This window comes from Dysgonomonas sp. HDW5B (genome assembly GCF_011299335.1).
GTDB lineage: Bacteria > Bacteroidota > Bacteroidia > Bacteroidales > Dysgonomonadaceae > Dysgonomonas_A.
The window spans coordinates 3022130-3039401 of the sequence record NZ_CP049858.1 but is presented as its reverse complement, the minus strand read 5'-3'; the positions used below and the strand labels follow the sequence as shown (position 1 = coordinate 3039401).

Sequence of the window (17272 nt, the reverse complement as noted above, 5' to 3'; positions counted from 1 at the left end):
TTTGTTGTCCCAGCCTTATTTATTCTATTTGCTAATCTGCAAATAGAATAAATAACTCCCCACAAATCGCATTCTTTTTACATGGAAAGAATCTTCATCCCTTTCGAAAACTTAATACCTGCAGGCAAAGCAATACCATTATTACCCGAATCACCGTGAGGCAAACCAAAATTTGCAGCGGGACGCAGAAAAACCATACGCACTTTTGTTCCTGCATTAAAGACCAAAACTGCCGGAGGTATTATTATACTTATTGACGTATTAGATACTGCTGTACCTGTAAAAACAACACGTGCTGCAGTAAAGTCAGTCCATCCGTTTCCATCGTTTCTGTCTACTTGTATAGAAGCATTGACTCCCGCCCGCCCTGCATCTACGCCTGTAGGATAGGTTGCCGGAATGTTAGCATATGCTGCATAATTAACAAACCCCGACAATTCATATAAACCGGTCTCATTAATAACAAATAAATCCCCCGCATCATCAAAATCAACCAGATTATTAGATACAATGTCTGCCGAACTCCATGTTACCTGAACAGGTGCACCGGTATTAAACAATGTTTTTTCGGGCACGGTTGTCAATAGTTGCGGTTCAATAGATTGGATGAATGCAAGTCTGGTCGGAATAGCTACCGCCGTGCCTACAAGCCCCGTAGTATTATCTCGCACTAAAACCGAAGAATTAGCGATTACAGGGGCATCTCCTATCCGAAGATTACCATTTATATCTAACTTAGCCTGAGCCGAATTAGCACCAATCGCAACATTTCCATCTGAGTCAACAAGCATATCGTCCTCAGAATTAGCACCTATAGACGTCGTATTACTCTTTGGATCAATATGAAATACCCCTGACGGGTTTTCCGTATTTATCCCTACCTGAGAAATGCATAGCTCAGCGAATAATAAACTAATAATTAATAGAAAACCTTTCTTTACCATTACTGTGTTTCTTTGACTTGTTTATAAATTATGAAATAATTAACAGGCAGTAGCAATAACTACTACATATAATAGCAAAACAAAGAGATCATGCAGTAAAACTTTTTCAAGTAACTATTGTTATACTTAGGAATAAATACATACCCAAACCTAAAGGTTCAAAATGACACATTGCAAGTAAAAGGCAGTTCTTTCTAGATCAAAAAATTCATTTATTGAAAAATTTCTTAATGAAAAGTAGATTCCTCTTTCTTTTTATCAAATGTCAGCTCGTCTAACGATGCCCAAATTGCTAAATTCCGTCCAGAAAAATAAGTAAATTCGTTGTTCTTGTTGTTGTCCCATGATGCATAAACACCTGTTTAGCAGGCACAAATATACATATATAAATTTATCTCAACTACAATAATGCTACAAATAAAAAATATTATACTCAATAAAATTTAGAGTATAATATTTTTTAGTATCACAGAACTCAATTCATTTTTTTGAACAATAAATAACATATGGGATAAGACGAGCATCAGAACCAAAATTGGATTAAACACAATGGATAATTCCGATTAACTTCTTATAAAAAAGAATGGTAAATATAAAAATCTGAACTTTATCACTACTTAGTTATAATGTGTAGATAAAATTCAGATTCTCCAAAATATTTCAAGCTTCATATTTTTTATATAGTGATTTCCGATTACCCATAAGTCAATCTATCGGTAATGCCCATAAAGTGCCTCCTGCAAGATAAGTTGCCGTTCCCGATCTCGTACTTGCCCAGATATAATAAGTTGCTGCTACCGACTGATTAATAAAATAAATAGCAGTAACCGAAACAGGCGAACGCCCCGAACTTATTGCCCGACGGTTTGCCTGATCGGTTAACGAATATACTGTACTTGACGTACAAAAATCCCAGTACATGTTATTAGTAGCATTGCACACTACCTGAAACATGACTTGCCAGGCTCCTTTGGGAAGAGTAATAGATATACCAGTATAACTTGATGTAGTAGTAAAGGTTTTGCCCGAAAGCAAGGTATTAATATTATTAACTTCCAGCACATCCAGCTTAGGACGGTCGCTCCATTGTGCATTACCGGAAGCATCCGATACCAATACTTTATTTAATGACTGATTACCATCCCTCAGTCTGAAAGTTCCTCTGATATCTAATTTTGCAGCAGGAGCTATAGTTCCTATTCCGACATTGCCTGCTGAAGTAATCACAACATCATCACTTACACCAATTGTTCCTGCCGAATTAGTATTCCGTTTCGGATCGACATGAAATACAGCCAATGGATTTTCGGTTTGTATACCGACCTGTGCCTGAATCTCATTAAAAAATAATATTGCACAAACAGTACATAAAAAGAATATATTTTTTTTCATTTCAAAATACATAATAGGATTAAAAAACAGGTATTGCCCATATACGGGCTCCACTATTATAGGTAAATGTATAGCCAGCAACAGCCGGATTTGAGACAGTTCCAAGTACATAATAAGTTGTAGTTGACGTGGGTGATACCCCATAAGAAGCATATGTGGGCGACAAACCTGTTGTAGGTGCAAAATAACTCAACACACGGCCAACTCTTACTGCTGTACCCCAATTGGTAGTCGTACCCAAATCCCACCATACTGTATAATTTACAGCATTTGGATTATTGTAAATACAGTAATAATAAATCATCCAATTACCGGCAGGAAGTGTAATATTTGCTCCTGTATAAACCCAGTTCGATGGATTCGTTATATTATCACCCGATTTCAAGCTAGTCAAAGTAGCCGGAACATTACCCACAACACGCGAAGTATATGTTTGCCTTTTCCATGATCCAATACCGTTAGCATCACTAGTCATTACATAGCGATCATTTTCTGTTCCATCGGCTATACGCAGATCTCCTACAACATCAAGGCTAGCTGTCGGACTAACTGTACCAATTCCCACACGCCCTTCGGAGGTGATGATAAAATCATCCAAGCTGTTTATAGCTCCCGCAGTATCACCTTTTGGATCAATATGAAATACACCCTGCGGTGATTTGGTATTAACTCCCACCTGCGACTTTAATCCAAATGCATATACAAGTAAAAACAATATAATTAAATAATAGAATCTCATTTCTTTATGTATTTAAGGTCTCAGACCTATTTATTACTCTGCCAAGTATAAGTCTAACTGACAATTATGACTAAAAATATCACATTCAATACCCACTATTACTTTTAAGATACAGGAATTGCATAAAGTCGTCCTTCTCCGGTGTAACCAAACGTAGTAGATGCGGCGGCCAGACCTGCCCAGAAGTAGTAATTTTGAGCCACACTATTGGTTACCAGAAAATAGCACGAAACCGATGTATGGTAACCGGCAATTGATGAGCCCGAATAAGCTGTGCTTTTCTGAGCATTGAGATAAGGAACCAGTAAAGCAGAACTGGTGGAAAGACGCCAGATAATATAGTTTGCAATTGCACTATCTCTGTACGTACATGTAAAGGCAATCACCCAAGTACCGGCAGGCAGCGAAATGTATGTGCCTGTATACACGGGAGCAACTTTAGTAAGGACTGGAAATTTAGTAACGCCATTTACAAAACCCTTCATCTGCATTGTTTTTTTCCACGAACCGTTCCCATCGACATCACTAGTCAGAAAATAGCCGTCAAACTGTGTACCGTCGACCAACTTAAACTTCCCTCTCAAATCAAGAGTTTTAGCCGGTGATATAGTACCGATACCAACCTGCCCATTGGATTTTACAACAATATCATCTCCGGTACCACTTGTACCTGCAGCGTTAGTATTTCCTGCCGGATCAATATGAAGAACACCCAGCGGAGTCTTTGTATTTACTCCTACTTGAGCATTAAGTATACCCAAAGAAAATATACCCATTAGTAAAAGATTTTTTCTCCTCATTATTCTGTATTTTGATTATTAGTTAGTTCTAAAATAAAAAGCAGCAACATGTAATCACTACACACTGCTGCCGGACATAGTTGTGACAGAAGTAAACGCACTATTCTTACCGATTTTGAACGACAACAACAAAACAAACCAGTTATACGAAAACGTTTACCGAAACAACTATCAATATATTTATTGGGGAAATATCGTTGAAGAAAACATATTGCGTAAGATACACACAAACGCAAAAAAAGACGGAATAATCCGCCTGAAATATTTTTATTACTAACATGATGCTTGTTAGTTATCTCTCTCTCTCTCTCTCTCTCTCTCTCTCTCTCTCTCTCTCTCTCTCTAATATTTCAACGCACATATCCAAATCCAAATCGTTAAATTTTAGACCATTACCACCGGATATATTTGTTAATTCCATCATTCTTCTTTTTATAAAGAGTTATTTTACAGGGGCAAATATAAAGAAAAGATTAACACGAACAAAAAAAAGAGAAGAACTTTGAGTTCTTCTCTTTTCACAAACTACCTAAATAGTATATTATTGATTTCTTCTCGAAAAATCGATCATTTTAATGGCTGTCACGGCACATTCATCACCTTTATTACCATGTCTTCCACCGGCTCTGTCAATTGCCTGTTGCATATCATCAGTAGTCAACAATCCAAATATAAATGGGATAGAATGCATCACATTCAGGCGAGCAATTTCTTGTGTCACTCCACTGCAAACATAATCGAAATGAGGAGTATCGCCACGTACCACACAGCCCAATACTATAACTGCATCTACCTCGTGCACATCGGCAAATATCTGAGCTCCATAAATAAGCTCAAAACTACCGGGAACATAATCTACCAAAATATTTTCGGGCTTTACACCATGCTTTACTAAAGTTTGGCAAGCTCCGTCACGAAGGGCATAAGTTATATCCTCATTCCATTCCGAAACGATTATACCTATTTTCATATCTTCTCCGTTTGGAACTTTGGTTGCATCGTACGATGATAAATTATGATAAGCTGTTGCCATAATTCGTTTATTTGTTTTGTTTCAGGCCTAAGACCTATTTGTTATTTAATTAGAGGATAATCCCCTACTCTTTTGCTTGACAAAGATAAGCAGATTATTCAAAAAAATAAAGTTTCGCACATATGGCGAAACTTTATCAATAAAATTATATAATATTCGTTGATCAGTTCGAACCTTTCAACAAGGTCGCTTCCAAGATATATTTATCAGCTTCCGAAGCTTCGGGTGAAGACAGATAGTTATTTTTAATTGTAGTAAACAAAGAGATTACCTTATCGTAGTTTTTCAACTCACGATATACAATTGCTGCTTTTTTATAAAAGATAGGGCTTAATAATACATCATCAGCCGATTTTGCTGCTTTTTCGAAATGAGAAACAGCTTCTTCGGGTTTTCCTGTATTAACAAGACAATCGCCGATTGCTCCGTGAACTGCAGGAGTAATCATTTTATCTCCACCTTTAAAATCTTTCAGGTAATTAAGAGCTTGTTCGTATTTGCCCATACGAGCATAAGAAAGTCCGGCATATGCTTTAGCTAAATCGCCGCTTTTTGTTGAGCCGTATTCGTTGATAATTTGCTCAAAACCAATATAAGCATTGCCATCTCCAAACAAAGCCAGAGAATCCATTCCTGCCTGAAAATACTGCTCGCCACGAAACATTGCTGTTTGTGCCTCATTATTTTTAGGCTCTAAATAAAAGCTTTGGTAAGCAAAATAGACTCCAACAAGTACCAAAACAGCTCCGATTCCTATCATCAACTGATTACGATATCTCATTACGAAACTCTCCGATGCAATTACAGCCTCATCAATCTTGTTCCAGTCTCTTTCTTCTTGAAGTTCTCTTTCCTTTCTACTTGCCATTTTTATTGTATGTTTTTTAATTTGGTAACAGTAAATATTCAATATCGCATTATCTGATTATAACTTTCTACAGTTGTTTTACTTACCAAAGTTATAAAAGGTCTGAGACCTTACTCAAAAATTGCAGTCGCAAAAATAAACCTTTTCCTTGATATAATATATAAAAATAGGTTTCTTTTTTCAGATTGTCTAATTAAGGAGGAATATTTCGGCACAAAAAGCGAATTAAATGCTAGTATAGACAAGTAAACACGAGGTAGAATCAATTCTTTGCAGATATACTGATTCGACCTCGTGTTTAAGTATTTTAAGTGAGCCTATATTTATTTACGGGCTCTTAATTTGTTTTTTACAATAATTGGCTTGCCAGCTCGGACAAACGACTCCTCTCGCCTTTTAGCAGATTGACGTGTGCAAATAAATCCTGAGACTTCATTTTATCGATCATATACGCTAATCCGTTAGACTGACTATCGAGATAAGGTGAGTCGATTTGCTGCAAATCGCCTGTAAATACCATTTTGGTACCTTCACCGGCACGGGTTATTATTGTTTTAATTTCATGAGGAGTAAGGTTCTGAGCCTCATCCACAATACAATATGTTTCAGATAGACTTCTACCTCTGATGTATGCCAATGCTTCTACCTCGAGTTTTTTACTGGTTTGCAATTCTTCAATCTTTCGTGTTTCGGCACCATTAAAAGACAGATTACTTTTTATCACCGTCAAGTTATCAAACAAGGGTTGCATATAGGGTGCAATCTTTTGTTTTTCGTCTCCGGGTAAAAAACCTAAATCTTTATTACTCAATGCTACAATAGGGCGTGCAAGTAATATCTGATTGTAATTTTCGTTTTGTTTCAGAGCCGAAGCCAATGCCAGAAGAGTTTTCCCTGTACCGGCTTTTCCGGTTAAGGCAACCAGCTTTATATCGGGATCATTCAATACCTCAAATGCAAAAGCCTGCTCCGCATTACGCGGTTGAATCCCAAAACAGGTTTGTTTCTCTACTTTCTTTATTTTTTTAGTAAATGGATTGTAACGGGCCAAAGCACTCTTTTTGCCATTTTTCATCACAAAACATTCATTCGGATTGACCGGCAATTCGAGATCAAATTCATCCAGATTAACTCCGTCTGCTTCCTCATACAAACGATCGATCATCGAAGCACTGAGACCCGAAAAGGTTTTGGCTTCTTCTTCGAACAGAAAGGCATCTGCAACTTTATCGTTTATATAATCTTCAGCAAACAAACCTATCGAACGAGCTTTCATCCTCAGGTTTATATCCTTGGTTACAAGTATCGTTTTGGTTTTGGGGTCTCTCTCCGTAATATCCAATACTACCGAAAGGATTCGGTGATCGGGTATTTTTTCGGGAAATACTTCATGAATACGATCTTGTGATTTGATGCTTGTTTCGATGTAAAGTTTACCCATTCCTGCTCCCAACTTGGCTCCTTTGCTAAAGAGATCGTCATCGGTTATACTATCCAGTTGACGGAGAAATTCACGGGCATTGTAATTTATCTGATCGTTACCCTTTTTAAATTTATCCAATTCTTCCAACACTACGATAGGAATGTAAATATCATTTTCCTCAAAATTATCCAAACATCTGAAATCGTGCAATATAACGTTTGTATCTAACACGAAATTTTTCTTTTTACTCTTTGCCATAATAAGATGTGTTTTGGTAAATATTTATATTCCTAGAGATTAAGGTCTAAGACCTTTGTATCACATAAAAATTTTCAAAGAACCTTTGTTTTCAAGGTACAAACTTTTTCTAAATCTACAACAATCCGCTTGTGGTAAATCTTAAATTCGTTGTATCTATTTTATAAACGGAAATCAGGCAAAACTGTTTAACGATTCGGGATTTAATTATTAATATTTTCATAAATTTGTTTCGATAGTATATCCACCAAATAGTATATGGTATGAAATTATATATAAAAAACATGGTTTGCCCGCGCTGTATTATGGCAGTAGAAAATATTCTCAACCATTTGAATATTTCGCCTCTAGACATAAGACTGGGAGAAGTTGTGCTTAAAGAGGATATTAATAAAGAGCAAACAAGCGTTCTTCGAAAAGAATTAGACAGGCTAGGTTTCGAATTATTAGATAATAATCAGCAACAATTAATTGAGAAAATCAAAGCTATTGTTATCAAACAGGTTCATTACACTGATGAGCAAAACTTAAATATTTCAAACATACTTGTTTCGGAGCTTCACCGTGATTATTCGTACCTCAGTAAGTTATTTTCGACCACCGAAGGTATTACAATAGAGCATTTTGTTATCCTTCAGAAAATAGAACGGGTAAAAGAACTTCTAACCTACGATCAGCAGACTTTAAGTGAAATAGCAGACGAACTTTCATACAGCAGTGTGGCTCATTTGTCGTCACAGTTCAAAAAGGTCACAGGGTTAACGCCCACCCAATTCAAACAGCAAGGAATTGATTTAAGACGGGGATTGGAAGAGATATAACAATAACGATTCAAGGCTCTTCGATGAAGAGCCTTGAATTAAATAACGAAAAAATGTTTATTACTTTTTATATGTTCCTTTAATACCAATTGCATCCCCTTTTGAGGTATAAGTATTGTATAGGTAGATTTCGAAATAAAAAGACGATCCGGGATACCCAAAGTCTTCGATATTCCCTAAGTTAAAAGAAACGCTTCCGCAAACATTGGCGCTGATTTTATTGAGAGCTGCTGCCCATCCGACCACTCGCTCCGTAGAGCAATTTAAACTTATCTGAAAAGGTTGGGTAGCCGTAATTTCTCCCAAATCGATAATTCGTTCAGGCTGTGCAGCCTTTAATTCACTCGAAAATGTAAAGAAAGCCAACATGGAGCAAAAAAATAAAATGAACTTTTTCATATTTGTATAAATTTAGGTATTAAGATTTTAACAAGATACGTAAATTATAAACAAAAGTGCCTGTAAAATTTATCTTTTTTAATCACTTGATCTTTTTTTCACTCATATCTTTTCAAAACTAAACCGACACTCATGGTCATACAAGATTCTACAGCATCGTAAACACAACATGTATAAATACGACTGCTTTTATCTCAATCTCTTCAGAGAATAGAAGGATATCGGTCCCTCTCCCGTATAGCCTGAACTTTTCCAAGGAATAGTACCTGCAGCTGCTCCTGCAACCCTAAACGAATAGGTTTTAGAAGCATACATATTAATAGCCGTAATCAAAGTATAGGTCTGAAGGACTGAGGCTGCCACATCATTTACCCGTGCGACCCACTTACCATCAGGATAGCCCACTTCGGCAGTATTGCACCATATACCTATTACGGGTTGACCACTTGTTGCCATCTGAACATTCATGGTTACTAAATAGACCCCATCTGCTTCAACTCTAAATGAATTGGTAGTACTATTGGAAGTAAAACTATTTTTATTGTCAATAATAACGTTAGTTAAATTCCCGATTGCCGGAGGAACTGTAGGTGAAACCGAGAATGAAAAATCAGCAGTCATAAGCACCGTAATCTCTTGGGCAACCAACAACTTCCCGTCGATGGCAATAACTGTACCCACATCGTCAGGCACAAGATTTACAACCGGAAATGTGCCGGTTCTTACTGTCCCATCAAGTCCGACAACCATCGGGCGGTCATCGGTAGATCCGCTGGCAACAAGTCCCTCTATCTTCATCGGATTAGTAGTATCTTTTATATGTAATTTATTGCTTGGAGTTGCTGTTCCGATTCCCACATTTCCGGTCGAAGTAACAGTCATACGCTCTGTTCCATTTGTTTTCAATACCAAGTCTACAGCATCCGTTGTACCCAGATAATTATTACCATGCGTTGCCGAAAGACCACTATTTCCGGTAGTTGACCAACTATCGACACTAACACCCGACGAACTGGTAAAAGGCTGCCACAGACTGCCATCGTAATAATAATAACCAACTTGTGTAATATTAGAAGTTGCAGTACTACCTGCTCCACTTATGTCGGTTATGTAAACTATGGCTCCTTTCTGATTCATGGTATAACCGGCTGCTTTCGCTATCAATTGCTGGCGGGTCTGACGCGGCGCTATAACTCCCGGTGCAACAGTTGAATTGTCGGCTGATACATCCAACGTACTTTGAGGGTTTTGCGTATTTATACCCACTTGCCCTGAGATAGTAGATGTGAATAACCATATAAACATCCATGCCAGACTTACTTTAATTGTTCTCATTTTTTTCATCATTTTCATTTATTAATATGCTTATTAGTGTATGTTAGTGATATGTAAAAGCAGTAGCATATAATCACTACATACTACTGCCGGAAACAGTTGTGCCATAGATAAAATACCGTGACTGGTTGCAGAAAGCAAAAAAATAACACTAAACAAAGATTTGCTCCACGCAACAGGTATTACCGACACAACCATAATGATTAATATTTATTTAAGGAAATATAATATATCAGACCTATTCATTAGTTCACTTTAATCTCTTCAACGAATAAAAAGATATAGGTCCCTCACCGGTATATCCGGAACTTTTCCACGGAATAGTGCCCGAAACTGTATTTCCCACCCTCAACGAATAAGTCTTAGAGGCATACAAATTAATAGCTGTAGACAGCGTATATGTTTGAAGAGCCGTGCTAACCACATCATTTACTCCTACCACCCATGCCTTATCGGTATCACACCATATACCGACAAATGGCTTTGTTCCAACTCCGGTTATTAACTGGGCATTCATTGTTATTAAATATACTCCATCTGTCTTAACACTAAAAGAATTAGTGGAAGCGGTGGCTTTGAACGAATTTTCATTATCAACAATAATAGTAGTCAGATTACCTATTGCAACAGGAGTGGTCGTAGAAACCGGAAAAGCAAAATCGGCCGCCATAAGAACAGCCATTTCCTGAGCTATTATAAGCTTTCCATCGATGGCAATGACCGTTCCCACATCATCGGGCACAATATTTATAGAAGGAAATACGCCTGTCCTCACCGTTCCGTCAGAACCTATAACTAAAGGAAGATCGTTGCTTGAACTACTTATTGCAAGCCCTTCCACCTTCATCGGGTCGGATGTATCTTTCAAATGCAACTTATTGCTTGCTGCTTCTGCTCCGATTCCCACATTTCCGGTCGAAGTAACAGTCATACGCTCTGTTCCATTTGTTTTCAATACCAAGTCCACGCCATCGGTTGTACCCAGATAATCGACACCGTGGGTTGTGGAAAGGTTACCGCTTCCGTTTATCGACCAATTATCTGCACTACCACCCGATCCACTCCCAAAAGGCTGCCACAAGCTTCCATCGTAATAATAATAACCCACTTGTGTAATATTAGAAGTTGCAGAGCTTATCGTGCCAGTTACATCGGTTACATAAACAATAGCTCCCCGTTGGTTAATTGAATATGATGTTGCTTTGGCTATCAATTGCTCACGAGTCTGACGTGGAGCAATTAATCCTGCCGCCACATTCGAATTATCGGCTGATATATCGAGCGTACTTTGAGGATTCTCTGTATTGATACCTATTTGCCCAAAAGTCGAAATAGTAGATAGCCACAATAGTATCAGTGCTAAGTTTATTTTTATTAGGTTCATTTTTAATTTATAATTATGTTAATTAGTTTATGTGTATGGAATATGCAAAAAAGCAGCAGCATGTAATCACTACACGCTACTGCCGGACATAGTTGAGGCATAGATAAACGATTGATTCGTGCTGATTTTAAACGACAACAAAAAAACAAACCAATTGCACGGAATCGTTTACCGAAACAACTATCAATATATTTATTCGGGAAATATTCTAAAATAAAAAGAACCGCATCGGAAAGACACAGCAATGGGAAGCGACAGATAAATCTGCCTGAAAATTTGATGAAAAAATATTTTTTTAAATACGAGGTGGTATTATCTAGTCTCTCTCTCTCTCTCTCTCTCTCTCTCTCTCTCTCTCTCTCTCTCTCTAATATTTCAACGCACATAGCCAAACCTAAACAGTTAAATTTTAGATCATTACCAGCAAATATGTTTGTTAATTTTTTCTTCATTATTCTCGTAAAGAGTTATTTAAGATGAACAAATATAGATATTTATTTTGATTATAATAAATCGGAGTGCTTTTTTTACAGAATAATCGGAATATTCTCTGCAAATTAATTTCACTGATTACAATTGCATCCCTATTGCTTTGTTATAAGTTGGTATCACGGATAAGATTCTTTAGCTTCTCACTACAAATGAATATAAAAGATTAACTTTAAAACATTGTTACTTGTGAGATGTTCTAAAAAAGGAATACATTATGAGGAACAAAAATGAAAAGTTTAAAGAGCATGATTATCTCTCGTTATTTGTTTGCCAAAGCAACCAATAGTTCTGCAAACTTAATTTCAATAACTTTAAAATAAAAAAATGGATATCGCGATTATTGTTATTCTAATACTTATAAACGGATTGTTTTCGATGTCGGAAATAGCTATTATTTCAGCCCGAAAATCAAGATTAAGCAGCGATGCTAAACTGGGTAATGCTAAAGCTGCGGCAGCTTTAAAGCTGGCAAATGAACCCGACAAATTTTTATCGACGATACAAATAGGAATAACGCTTGTAGGCATAGTTACAGGTATCTATTCGGGAGATGTACTAGCCAAAGATTTGGCTATGATACTTAACAAATGGGGTATTGCAGGCCCCTATGTACTGTCTTTCTCTAAAATATTTATTGTACTGTTTGTTACCTATCTCACTCTTATTTTCGGCGAATTGGTTCCCAAAAGAATCGGATTGAGTATATCCGAAAGAATTGCCCAACTCGTAGCCCGCCCGATGTACCTGTTGTCACTTATAGCAACTCCGTTTGTATGGGCATTATCTAAGAGTACTTCGGTGGTTGTAAAGGCCATGCGTCTAAATATAAGAGAAAGCAAAGTCACCGAAGAGGAGATCAAAGCCATTATACAAGATGGTATGCGCGATGGCGTTGTTGATAAAGTGGAACAAGATATTGTAGATCGTGTTTTTTCGCTGGGAGATCGCGACCTCGAATCTATTATGACTCATCACAGCGACATTGTATGGATAGATACCAGAATGTCTACCGAACAGATATATACTTTTTTACAAGAAAATCCATTCGATGTTTATCCTGTAGCACATAAAGACCTGGATAATATCTTGGGAATTGTATACATGAAAGACTTGTTCGGAAAAATGGAAAAAGATGATTTCAGAATGGAAAATATGCTCAGACCATGTAACTACTTCCCACAGAACATGGGAGTATATAATGCTTTGGAGCAGATGAAAACCAACCATGCACAGTATGCTTTGGTTTGTGACGAATTTGGCAGCATACAAGGCATTGTGACTCTTACCGATATCCTCGAAGCTCTTGTGGGCAATATTCCCGACATACATGAAGAACCCGATATTGTGGAACGTACCGATGGCGGCTGGCTTATAGATGGACAATGTCCGTTTTATAATTTCCTGACTTTTTTTGATAAAGAATTTCTATATACTCAGAACGATTATAATACGATAAGTGGACTTATACTCGATTTATTACAACATATCCCAAAAACGGGTGAAAAAATAGAATGGAGAGATTTTACTTTCGAAATCGTAGATATGGATGGTGCCCGTATAGATAAGGTATTGGTTACACTCAGCTCGGCAGAAGAATTCTAATCTTCGTCGTTTTGTCCGGGTTGGTTTACATCGATATAGTCAAAGTAGTCGCCTGCTTCTAATGTGATTTTGATATTGCGTTCTTTTGCCGATTTATTTTCATCGACTCTTACTATCAGTTTTTGGTTGTCGCATCTCTCAATAGAGAACCAATCGCCATTGATTGCAAAATTTTCTCTTTCGGTTTCAATCGGATTAAAAACCAGATAATTTCCATTTACCGAAATATCATTTACCCACCACCACGTACCTTTTGTGGTAATGATGATAGAATCGTTTAATGCCGAAAGGTCAGCTCGACGGGTCGATAACTTAATCGAATCATTCCATTGTCCTACCGTTTGCACTTTTTCAATACAGGAAGAAATAGTTGAAATAAAAGCTATCAAAAGCAACCCCAAAAAGCATCGTGTTTTCATACGTTTTTATATAATCTGATATTACATGTAAGAAAAAAGGAGAATCACATTCTTTACTATATACTAGATGTAAAAAACACTAGATGTTGCATAAACCGATAACTTTTTTTTCGTTTTTTTCACAACTCGACTATTTAAACTAGTTTTGCATACATTTTCACTACATATAGTGATTGGTTACCGTAAAAGACTTTAATATTTTTGCATACAACTAAAAAATAGTCTTTTTAATTCAAAATATATAAATTAATGAAAAAATACAGCATTCTAATATTGCTGCTGGTCAACCTTTGTTATATCAGTAATCTAAGATCAGAGGACACATTAATACCCAAAGATTCGATCCGAATGTCGTACATAGGAGATGAGGTGGTTATTGAAGCATTCAAAAGCAACAAGAACCTGTCTCAGCTACCCATATCGGCAACCTTGGTTTCGGAGCAAGATCTCAGAGAACGAAATATTACCAATATTAAAGAGATTAATGCTTTTGTCCCCAACCTTTTTATCCCCGATTACGGATCGAAAATGACTTCACCCGCATACATAAGAGGTATCGGCTCTCGTATCAACGCACCTTCGGTGGGTTTGTATGTGGATGGCGTACCTTATTTTGACCGATCGACATTCGATATAGACATGAATGATATCGAGCGTGTTGAAATACTTAGAGGTCCTCAGGGAACTATATATGGTAGAAATACAATGGGAGGTATTATCAATGTATATACCAAATCGCCATACAAATACAAAGAAACCAACCTGCATCTGGGTACAGGTAACTACGACAGATACGAATTAGCTGCATCGCACTATGGCAATATAAACAACACCTTGGGATATTCTCTTGTAGGAAGCGTATTACACACAGGTGGTTATTTTACCAACCAATATACAGGCAAAAAAGCAGATCCGATGGATGCTGCCACCGGCCGTATGCGATTGAGTTGGAAAATTATGCCGCAATTATATATGCATTTAACTTCGGCTTACGAATATTCGGATCAGGGAGGATATCCATACGGAATCTACAATCCGGATAATAATACAGTAAAAGATGTAAATTATAACGAGCCATCGTCGTTTCGCCGTAATATGTCGACCAATGGTTTGAATGTTGAATATACGACCGATAAGTTTAAACTGGGATCAATGACTTCGTTTCAATTTTATGATGGAAAGCAACTTATCGATCAGGACTTTACTGCTGAAGATTTATATTTTGTAAAATTTTATCAGCTTCAACGGATGTATTCTGAGGAAATTAACATCAAATCAATAACTAAAAGCAATTATCAATGGCAATTCGGTGCATTTGGTTTTTATCAGGATTACAGCACTAATTACAATATAGACTACCGTACTACAGGTATGCAAACCCTACAAAATGCAAATACACCAACCAAAGGTGCTGCATTTTACCATCAGTCGATATTCAATAACCTGTTGACCAAAGGACTTTCTCTTACATTAGGTTTACGTTACGATTGGGAAGAGGCACGCATGCATACCATTATCAATAATCACATGCCGGATAATACAGTTAAACAAACATTGGATGCTAGAGAGAAAGATAGTTATTCGCAATGGACTCCTAAGGCTGCGCTTCAATACTCTTTCGAGAATGATAATATAGTATATTTTTCGGCAACCAAAGGTTTCAAATCAGGAGGATTTAATACCACTGCGGTGAATGAGGCTGACCGACCTTTTAAGTCTGAAACCAGCTGGAGCTACGAATTGGGATCGAAAGCCAACTTCTTCGATAAATTTCTTCAAACGGAAGTCAGCTTATTTTACATCAATTGGAAAGATCAGCAACTGTCGCAACTACAAACTCAAGGTTATTATATACGTAATGCAGGAAAATCGGTCAGCAAAGGGTTTGAAGCAACAGCTCAAATTAATGCCCTCGACAATCTGAACTTTCAATTGACTTACGGATATACACATGCTACTTTTAAGGAATACATATATAACGTCAAAGACAAAATAGATTATTCGGGCAATTTCTTGCCGATGGTTCCCCGTAATACTTTTTCGGTGGCAGCCAATTACAGTATCAATGTAAAAACCGATTTTCTACAAAAGATAATACTCAACACTCAGTATACAGGTTTGGGTACAATTTACTGGAATGATACCAATACTGCCTCTCAGCCATTTTACGGTATAGTGAATGCCCGAACATCATTCCTGATGAATAAGGTTTCATTAGACCTTTGGGCTAAAAATATCGGAGGTAAAGACTATGTATCGTATTATTTCACATCGATGGGCAGTACATTTGCTCAGGCAGGTAAACCGTTTACCTTCGGTGTAGATTTACGATTGAAATTTTAAAATCGCAGGCCTTGTATTGCTTAAGTAAGCGAAACGATAAGCCCTAACTAAATTTTATAGCTAGGGCTTATTGTATTTATATCACATAATATTATTTTGTTCCTTCTACTATGAGTTTTAAATCTCTTATATCCATAAAACTCATATTTCGATGGAGCATTCTATGGCAATTGGCACAGACTAAGGCTAAATCATCCAATTCCGTTATAGCTTCAACATCAAGTTGGGACAATGCTATTTTATGATGACACTCAATATAACCATTCCCTAAATCACCGTATATTTCATTAAAATTAAAACCACAAACCTCACATTCTAATTTTCCATTCTCTCTAAAATATTTATTTTTCTTCTTTTTCACAATAGCAGAATTACGTTCTCTATACTTATGCAGCTTATAAAGAATAGAACCTTCCTTTGTTTTATATCCAGCTTCAATATCATCTTCTATTTTAGACAATTGTATCAGCAGATTTGAATTTCCCACTGCATTTCTAATTTTAAGAGCTAGTTTGTGTAACAACTCTTTACTATCTACAAATTCTTCAAATACTTCAGCATCTAATTTACTATACGATACCATTCCTTTACCTGGATAACCAGGGTCAATAGCTAAGAAATTACTCATTTTAAGAGAAACTCCATTTGGATTTCTAAATTCATTATTTACAACAAATACATCATGTATCGGTAGCTTATTTAATATCTTGGACAGTTTTACAACCTCTGGGTTTTTCGCAGAAATATTACCTGGTTTTGTTCGAAAATACAAATCTAATGCTAGAATAATTTCGTCTCGATGCCATTTCGGGTTTCTCATAATTTATATATTTATAGGAAGAACAATAATACAAAAAAAGAGAGTATTGACATCATTAAAAAGAAAATCATTAAAAAGAAACTATTAATCTACTCTATTCTCGCTTTTCATCACATCTAGTGATTGGCAAGCCCGATTGTATTTTGTATTTTTGTAAAATTGAGGTTTAAGACCTTTTTGATATTATGGCAAGTATACCG

Annotated in this window: 17 protein-coding genes; 3 read left to right on the top strand and 14 right to left on the bottom strand. The window is 36.7% G+C overall.

The annotated features are described in order from the left end of the window. Positions 1 to 77 precede the first annotated feature (77 nt). From G7051_RS12585 to G7051_RS12555, 8 genes are all read right to left on the bottom strand, one after another. Positions 78 to 944, bottom strand: coding sequence for a hypothetical protein (locus G7051_RS12585; RefSeq protein WP_166200773.1), 867 nt, complete (start codon positions 942 to 944; stop codon positions 78 to 80). Positions 945 to 1649: 705 nt separating this feature from the next. Beyond that, positions 1650 to 2336 (bottom strand): hypothetical protein, encoded by a 687-nt coding sequence (locus tag G7051_RS12580; RefSeq protein WP_166200771.1) that lies wholly within the window; start codon positions 2334 to 2336, stop codon positions 1650 to 1652. Positions 2337 to 2355: 19 nt separating this feature from the next. Further along, positions 2356 to 3075, bottom strand: a complete 720-nt coding sequence (locus tag G7051_RS12575) for a hypothetical protein (protein WP_166200769.1) — start codon at positions 3073 to 3075, stop codon at positions 2356 to 2358. A 104-nt stretch (positions 3076 to 3179) separates the two neighbouring features. Beyond that, the gene (locus G7051_RS12570) at positions 3180 to 3851 is read right to left on the bottom strand and encodes a hypothetical protein (protein WP_166200767.1); all 672 of its coding nucleotides are present in this window, start codon (positions 3849 to 3851) and stop codon (positions 3180 to 3182) included. A gap of 316 nt (positions 3852 to 4167) precedes the next feature. Continuing rightward, positions 4168 to 4299 carry a hypothetical protein gene (locus tag G7051_RS18325; protein WP_255493219.1) on the bottom strand — a complete coding sequence of 44 codons (132 nt, stop codon included), beginning with the start codon at positions 4297 to 4299 and terminating at the stop codon, positions 4168 to 4170. 117 nt (positions 4300 to 4416) lie between these two features. Continuing rightward, positions 4417 to 4908, bottom strand: a complete 492-nt coding sequence (ribH, locus tag G7051_RS12565) for a 6,7-dimethyl-8-ribityllumazine synthase (protein ID WP_166115770.1) — start codon at positions 4906 to 4908, stop codon at positions 4417 to 4419. 163 nt (positions 4909 to 5071) lie between these two features. Further along, positions 5072 to 5776 carry a tetratricopeptide repeat protein gene (locus tag G7051_RS12560; protein WP_166115768.1) on the bottom strand — a complete coding sequence of 235 codons (705 nt, stop codon included), beginning with the start codon at positions 5774 to 5776 and terminating at the stop codon, positions 5072 to 5074. Between the two features lie 349 nt (positions 5777 to 6125). Further along, positions 6126 to 7457 carry a PhoH family protein gene (locus tag G7051_RS12555; protein WP_166115766.1) on the bottom strand — a complete coding sequence of 444 codons (1332 nt, stop codon included), beginning with the start codon at positions 7455 to 7457 and terminating at the stop codon, positions 6126 to 6128. 263 nt (positions 7458 to 7720) lie between these two features. Between G7051_RS12555 and G7051_RS12550 the strand changes: the two genes are divergently transcribed. Then, positions 7721 to 8278, top strand: coding sequence for an AraC family transcriptional regulator (locus G7051_RS12550; RefSeq protein ID WP_166200765.1), 558 nt, complete (start codon positions 7721 to 7723; stop codon positions 8276 to 8278). A gap of 60 nt (positions 8279 to 8338) precedes the next feature. On the opposite strand, the gene G7051_RS12545 is transcribed toward G7051_RS12550, so the two are convergent. The 4 genes from G7051_RS12545 to G7051_RS12530 all read right to left on the bottom strand — a co-directional run bounded on the left by G7051_RS12545 (position 8339) and on the right by G7051_RS12530 (position 11848). Next, on the bottom strand, positions 8339 to 8677 hold the full coding sequence (locus G7051_RS12545) for a hypothetical protein (RefSeq protein WP_166200763.1): 339 nt from the start codon (positions 8675 to 8677) through the stop codon (positions 8339 to 8341). A 189-nt stretch (positions 8678 to 8866) separates the two neighbouring features. Further along, positions 8867 to 10012 (bottom strand): hypothetical protein, encoded by a 1146-nt coding sequence (locus G7051_RS12540; RefSeq protein ID WP_166200761.1) that lies wholly within the window; start codon positions 10010 to 10012, stop codon positions 8867 to 8869. A 250-nt stretch (positions 10013 to 10262) separates the two neighbouring features. Beyond that, complete coding sequence (locus G7051_RS12535) at positions 10263 to 11396, bottom strand: hypothetical protein (RefSeq protein ID WP_166200759.1); 1134 nt, start codon at positions 11394 to 11396, stop codon at positions 10263 to 10265. 2 nt (positions 11397 to 11398) lie between these two features. Further along, complete coding sequence (locus tag G7051_RS12530; protein ID WP_166200757.1) at positions 11399 to 11848, bottom strand: hypothetical protein; 450 nt, start codon at positions 11846 to 11848, stop codon at positions 11399 to 11401. A 364-nt stretch (positions 11849 to 12212) separates the two neighbouring features. Here G7051_RS12530 and G7051_RS12525 point away from each other — a divergent pair, with 364 nt between their 5' ends. Beyond that, entirely contained in the window at positions 12213 to 13490 is a 1278-nt protein-coding gene (locus tag G7051_RS12525) for a hemolysin family protein (RefSeq protein ID WP_166200755.1), read from the top strand. On the opposite strand, the gene G7051_RS12520 is transcribed toward G7051_RS12525, so the two are convergent. After that, complete coding sequence (locus G7051_RS12520) at positions 13487 to 13909, bottom strand: BACON domain-containing protein (RefSeq protein WP_166115750.1); 423 nt, start codon at positions 13907 to 13909, stop codon at positions 13487 to 13489. The two genes, G7051_RS12525 and G7051_RS12520, sit on opposite strands and share 4 nt — an antisense overlap. A gap of 249 nt (positions 13910 to 14158) precedes the next feature. Between G7051_RS12520 and G7051_RS12515 the strand changes: the two genes are divergently transcribed. Continuing rightward, positions 14159 to 16252 carry a TonB-dependent receptor gene (locus G7051_RS12515; protein ID WP_166200753.1) on the top strand — a complete coding sequence of 698 codons (2094 nt, stop codon included), beginning with the start codon at positions 14159 to 14161 and terminating at the stop codon, positions 16250 to 16252. Positions 16253 to 16343: 91 nt separating this feature from the next. Here G7051_RS12515 and G7051_RS12510 read toward each other — a convergent pair whose 3' ends face one another. Continuing rightward, positions 16344 to 17072 carry an HNH endonuclease gene (locus G7051_RS12510; RefSeq protein WP_166200751.1) on the bottom strand — a complete coding sequence of 243 codons (729 nt, stop codon included), beginning with the start codon at positions 17070 to 17072 and terminating at the stop codon, positions 16344 to 16346. Positions 17073 to 17272 lie beyond the last annotated feature (200 nt).

Bases quoted from the DNA above. Each gene is read 5' to 3' on its own strand.
- G7051_RS12545 (WP_166200763.1), bottom strand. From the start codon at position 8,677: ATGAAAAAGTTCATTTTATTTTTTTGCTCCATGTTGGCTTTCTTTACA.
- G7051_RS12580 (WP_166200771.1), bottom strand. From the start codon at position 2,336: ATGAAAAAAAATATATTCTTTTTATGTACTGTTTGTGCAATATTATTT.
- G7051_RS12515 (WP_166200753.1), top strand. From the start codon at position 14,159: ATGAAAAAATACAGCATTCTAATATTGCTGCTGGTCAACCTTTGTTAT.
- G7051_RS12560 (WP_166115768.1), bottom strand. From the start codon at position 5,776: ATGGCAAGTAGAAAGGAAAGAGAACTTCAAGAAGAAAGAGACTGGAAC.
- G7051_RS18325 (WP_255493219.1), bottom strand. From the start codon at position 4,299: ATGATGGAATTAACAAATATATCCGGTGGTAATGGTCTAAAATTTAAC.
- G7051_RS12570 (WP_166200767.1), bottom strand. From the start codon at position 3,851: ATGGGTATATTTTCTTTGGGTATACTTAATGCTCAAGTAGGAGTAAAT.
- G7051_RS12530 (WP_166200757.1), bottom strand. From the start codon at position 11,848: ATGAAGAAAAAATTAACAAACATATTTGCTGGTAATGATCTAAAATTT.
- G7051_RS12585 (WP_166200773.1), bottom strand. From the start codon at position 944: ATGGTAAAGAAAGGTTTTCTATTAATTATTAGTTTATTATTCGCTGAG.
- G7051_RS12550 (WP_166200765.1), top strand. From the start codon at position 7,721: ATGAAATTATATATAAAAAACATGGTTTGCCCGCGCTGTATTATGGCA.
- G7051_RS12510 (WP_166200751.1), bottom strand. From the start codon at position 17,072: ATGAGAAACCCGAAATGGCATCGAGACGAAATTATTCTAGCATTAGAT.
- G7051_RS12535 (WP_166200759.1), bottom strand. From the start codon at position 11,396: ATGAACCTAATAAAAATAAACTTAGCACTGATACTATTGTGGCTATCT.
- ribH (WP_166115770.1), bottom strand. From the start codon at position 4,908: ATGGCAACAGCTTATCATAATTTATCATCGTACGATGCAACCAAAGTT.
- G7051_RS12525 (WP_166200755.1), top strand. From the start codon at position 12,213: ATGGATATCGCGATTATTGTTATTCTAATACTTATAAACGGATTGTTT.
- G7051_RS12555 (WP_166115766.1), bottom strand. From the start codon at position 7,457: ATGGCAAAGAGTAAAAAGAAAAATTTCGTGTTAGATACAAACGTTATA.
- G7051_RS12540 (WP_166200761.1), bottom strand. From the start codon at position 10,012: ATGAGAACAATTAAAGTAAGTCTGGCATGGATGTTTATATGGTTATTC.
- G7051_RS12520 (WP_166115750.1), bottom strand. From the start codon at position 13,909: ATGAAAACACGATGCTTTTTGGGGTTGCTTTTGATAGCTTTTATTTCA.
- G7051_RS12575 (WP_166200769.1), bottom strand. From the start codon at position 3,075: ATGAGATTCTATTATTTAATTATATTGTTTTTACTTGTATATGCATTT.